Here is a 4,739-nt window from a genome sequence, read left to right on the forward strand (position 1 = left end):
GCGCGTCCCGACGAACCCGGTCGGCACCCATCCGGCGGGCGGGTCGGTGCGCACCGGCCACACCGAGTGCTGCTCCTCGTCGTTGACGACCACGAAGTAGCGACCCTGCGCGAGCCGACTCTCCGCCAACCGGCTCTCGGCCAACAATTCCTCGGGCGACCGATCCGGGGCCGCCGACGTCCCCGCCGCAGACGTCCCGGCCGCAGACGTTCCGCCCTGCGCCGTCCCGGTCGCCGCCGCGGACGTTTCCGCCGTCGCCGCGCCCGAGAAGAAGCCCTCGGCCGTGGGCGAAGCGTCCGTCGGTGTCCCGTTCGCGAGCGTCTCGTTCCGTGCGGTGCCGCTCTCGTTGCTCATCGTTCCTCCTGGAGCTCGCGGACCGCCACCGTGACGCCGGCGACGGTCGGGGTGTCGAAGAAGACGTCGAGCGGTACCTCGACGCCGAGCCGCTTGCGGATGCGCGCGGCGATCCGGGTGATGGTCAACGAGTGCCCCCCGAGGTCGAACAGGTCCTCGTCCACGCCGAGATCGTCGAGTTCGAGTACTTCCGCCCAGATCACCCGCACCGCTTCGGTGACTTCGTCGGAGGGTGTCCCCATCGGCTCGGCTGCGGTCTGCGGACGCACGGTGGCAGGTTCCGGCAACCCGGCGCGGTCCACCTTTCCGTTGGGGGTGAGCGGGAAGGCGTCGAGCACCACGAACGCGCCCGGCACCATCGCGGCGGGCAACCCCCGGGCGAGGAACGCCCGTAGTTCGTCGGGCTCCGGTACACCGCAGCCGGGGGCGAGGACCAGGTAGGCGACGAGTCGGGCCGACTCGGCGTCCGGATCGACGAGCCGCACGGCCGCCTGGGCAACCTTGGGGTGTGTGGTGAGTCGCGTCTCGATCTCGCCCGGTTCGATCCGATGCCCGCGCAGTTTGACCTGTGCGTCGGTGCGGCCGACGTATTCGAGCCCGGCGCCGCGCGCGTGTCGGACCAGGTCCCCGGTCCGGTACAGGCGCCCGCCGGGCGGGCCGTACGGGTCGGGCACGAACCGGTCGGCGGTCAGCCCCGGCCGGCCCAGATACCCGTGCGCGACCCCGTCGCCACCCAGGTAGAGCTCGCCCGGCAGCCCTTCGGGCACAGGGTGCAACCGCTCGTCGAGCACGTACGCCCGGGTGTTCGCGAGCGGCGTCCCGATCCCGGGCACCGAACCCGCGTCCAGTTCGCCGTACGTGGACCACACCGTCGTCTCGGTGGGTCCGTACACGTTCGCCAACCGCCCCACCCTGGAGCGCAGTTCGCTCGCGAGTGCGGCCGGCAGCGCCTCGCCGCCGCTGACCGCGGTCAGGTCCGGGCGGTCGAGCCCGGCCGCGAGCAGTACGCGCCAACCACTGGGCGTGGCCTGGACGTGGGTGACTTGGTGCCGAGCGATCAACGCGAGCTGCGCGGGTCCGTCGCGGTGCCGGTCGTCGGGCACGAGCACTACGCGCGCGCCGGTGATCAGCGGCAGCAACAACTCGACCGTCGAGATGTCGAACGACAGCGAGGTCAGTCCGAGCCAGCGGTCGCCCGCTTCCGAGCCGAGCCGGTCACGCATCGTCGCCAACAGGTTGGCCAGCGCGTGATGCGAGACCTCGACCCCCTTGGGTCGTCCCGTGGATCCCGACGTGTAGATCACATAGGCCGCGTCCCCGGCATCGGGGAGCACCGGCGGCCGGACCAAACCCCGCCCCGAGACGTCGAGTTCGGGCGCCGAAAGCACCTTCGGCCCCGCGACGGACGCGGGATCGCACACCGGTACCGGGACCGACGACGACACCGGGACCGCGATCGGCACCGAGACCGAACCCGCGTCCGTGACCACCGCCGCGATCCGCGCGTCGGACCGAATGAACGCGAGCCGCTCCGCCGGATAGCCCGGATCCAGCGGCAGGTATGCCGCGCCCGCCGCCAACACCCCAAGCACCGCGGTCATCTGCTCGGCCCCGCGCGGCAGCTCGATCGCGACCGGATCGCCCGCGCCGACCCCCGCGGCAGCCAACCGTTCGGCGAACGCGTAGGCGGCCGAGGCAACCTGGCTGTACGTCAGGAACCGCTCACCGCACACCACCGCAATCGCGTCCGGCGTGGCCCGCGCCCGTTCGGCGAACAGCGCGACCACGGTGTCCGCGGCCGGATAAGGGGTGTCGGTCGCATTGTCCGCGTGCAGCACCCGGACCAACTCGGGCTCGGTCAACAGGGGCAGGTCCCCGATCGGCACGTCGGGGTCGGCGAGCGCGGTGGTGAGCAGCGTCGCGAAGTGGCCGGGTATCCGGGCCGCGACGCGCGGTACGAAGCCGTCCGTCGGAATCTGGAGCGCGCCGTCGATCCGGTCACGGCCCTCGACCAGTTGCAGGTGCGCGGTGTTGCGCGCGGTGGGCGGCAGCACGATCCACTCGACGCGGGTGTCCAGACCGGCGAAGCGCGGCTCGATCGGGTGCGCCCGGCGCCGGTAGCTCACGGTCAGGTCGGCGAGCGCGGTCCGCGGCCCGAGTCCGCGCACGGTGTGGCTGTACGGGATCTCGCGGAACGCGTAGATCGCGCGCAGTTCGGCGCGCAGTTCGCGCGCGAACGAGCCGAACGTCTGCTCGGCGCGGGGTCGCGAGGAGACCGGGAGTTCGTTGACGTACAGGCCGATCCGGCGCGCGTCGGCGGGGCTGCGGGTGGACAGTTCGAGTGCGGTGCGCACGCGCGCGTTTCCGTAGCGCGACATCAGCGCGTGCCAGCCCGCGAGCAGCAACTCGAAGTGCGTGACGCCCAGACGCGCGGCGGATTCGTCGAGCGCGGCCACGAGTTCGGGGCCGAGCGTGAACGGGACGACCCTGCCGGGCGCGGGGTGGATCCCGGTGCTGGCGGTGGGCAACAGACCGGGCAGCACCGGGCGGCCGGGCTCCTCGACGTGCCGGGCCCACACGGTCGTGGTGTCCACGTCGCGGCCGGCCGTATCGATGCCGGGCGGCGGTCCCCAGGCCACCGGCGGGGCCGCGACGGTGTGTTCGTCGGCGCGCACCGGGCGATAGGCGCGCGCGAGCGCGGCCACCAGGATCTCCTTCGAGGTCCCGTCGAACACGAGGTGGTGCGCGGTGAGGACGAGGACGTGCCGGGTCGGCGCGAGGGCGAAGAGGGTGAAGCGCGCGAGCGGCCCGCGCCGCGGGTCGAAGGGCCGGCCGGTTTCCGCGCGCACGCGGTCGTCGATCGTGTCGCCGTCGGCGACTTCACGCGCCATCGCCGCGGCGGGCACCGGTACCAGGCCCGGCGTCCCGTCGATCTCGGCGACGGCGGCGGCCAGGGCCGGATGCCGCCCGATCACCTCGGCGCACGCGGCCGCGAGCGCGTCGGCGTCGAGCGGCCCGTCGAAGCGCAGCACCACGGCGAGGTGGTAGGCGGACTCGGTGGGCAGGGTCTGCTCGGTCACCCACACCCCGAGCTGGGCGGACGAGAACGGGCTGAACGGCGGGGCTTGGGGACCGTTCAGGGAGCCGGGACCGTCGGGACGGCCGGAACCGTCGGGACCGCCGGCCTCGGCACCGGACTTGCCGAGGGCGTCGAGACCGCCCGGGCCTTCGGGGCCACCCGAGGCTTCGGGGCCGCCGGCACCTTCGGGACCACCGGCTCCGAGACCACCGGCTTCGGGACCGTCGGCGGAGTCGCACGCATCGGGTGAGTCGGGCGCACCGAGCGCACCGGGCGCATCCGGCGCATCCGGCGCGCCGGGCGAGTCGGCCGGTGTCGCTATCGGACGTTCGTCGGGCGGCGGCGATTCCGCCCGCTCGTCGCGCGGCGGGATGTGATGGTTAGTCAAAGTCATGGTCGGGCCTCGTCGTCCAGGAGCCGGCGCAGCTCGCGCTTGAGGATCTTGCCGCCCTCGTTACGCGGCAGGGAGTCCCGGAACAACACGTGTCCGGGCAGTTCGTGTGCCGCGAGCCGTTCCATCAGGAACACCCGCAGCGCGGTCACGGTCAGGTCACCGCGAGCCACCACGACGGCGGCCACGGTCATGCCGAGCACTGGATGGGGAACCCCGAAGGCCGCGGCGTCGGCGACCCCCGGATGCTCATGGAGGGCATTCTCCACCTGAAGGGTGGAGACCTTGTGCGCACCCGACTTGATCACATCGCGTTCGCGGTCCACGAGGTACAGGTAGCCGTCGGCGTCGAGGTAGCCGAGGTCGCCCATCCGCACCCAACGCCCGGAGAATACCCGGGTATCGGGGCTCTCGCCGTAGTAGGACCGCGGCGTCGTGGGCGACCGCAGCCACACCTCGCCGGTCTCCGAGGCCGGGAGCACCCGGCCTCGATCGTCGGTGATCCGCAGATCGCGCAGCGAAGCCGGGCGGCCGGGCGAGCCGGGGTGCTCGGGGTCGAACAGCATCGTGGTCTGCGCGGGCGCGGCCTCGGTCGACGTGTAGTAGTTGACGATCTGCGCGTTCGTGAACAGTGCCGACAGGCCCACCGCGATACTTTGCGGCAGCGCCGCCGCCGTGGACCCCAGGAGCCGTACCGCGGACAGGTCGTGCCGCCGTACCGCGTCCGAGCCGAGCAGTTCGATCGCCATCGCCGGGACCACGAAGACGCTGCCCGTGGCGTGTCGTTCGATCAGCCGCGCGAAGTGGCCCGGGGTGAACCGCGGGGCGACGATCGCGGTGGGGCGGGCGTTGAGCGCGTTGATCAGCATCGTCTGGCCGGCGTTGGTGCCGATCGGGAACGCGTGCAGAAAGTGC

Annotated in this window: 3 protein-coding genes; all 3 read right to left on the reverse strand. The window is 72.7% G+C overall.

Annotated features, from left to right (window positions below):
• On the reverse strand, positions 1 to 354 hold a 354-nt coding region (locus tag GT354_RS55250), incomplete at its 3' end, for an MbtH family NRPS accessory protein (protein ID WP_237536082.1).
• Positions 351 to 3,827, reverse strand: coding sequence for a non-ribosomal peptide synthetase (locus GT354_RS44870; RefSeq protein ID WP_202513010.1), 3,477 nt, complete (start codon positions 3,825 to 3,827; stop codon positions 351 to 353). The genes GT354_RS44870 and GT354_RS55250, both read right to left, overlap by 4 nt.
• Positions 3,824 to 4,739 (reverse strand): fatty acid--CoA ligase family protein (locus tag GT354_RS44875; protein ID WP_161363060.1); only part of this gene is annotated, 916 nt, incomplete at its 5' end. The genes GT354_RS44870 and GT354_RS44875, both read right to left, overlap by 4 nt.

The sequence above is a fragment of the Streptomyces sp. SID3343 genome (genome assembly GCF_009865215.1).
In the GTDB taxonomy this organism is placed as follows: domain Bacteria; phylum Actinomycetota; class Actinomycetes; order Streptomycetales; family Streptomycetaceae; genus Embleya.

What these genes read in the sequence shown, in the direction of transcription:
- GT354_RS44870 (WP_202513010.1), bottom strand. Translation starts at nt 3,827, where the DNA reads ATGACTTTGACTAACCATCACATCCCGCCGCGCGACGAGCGGGCGGAA.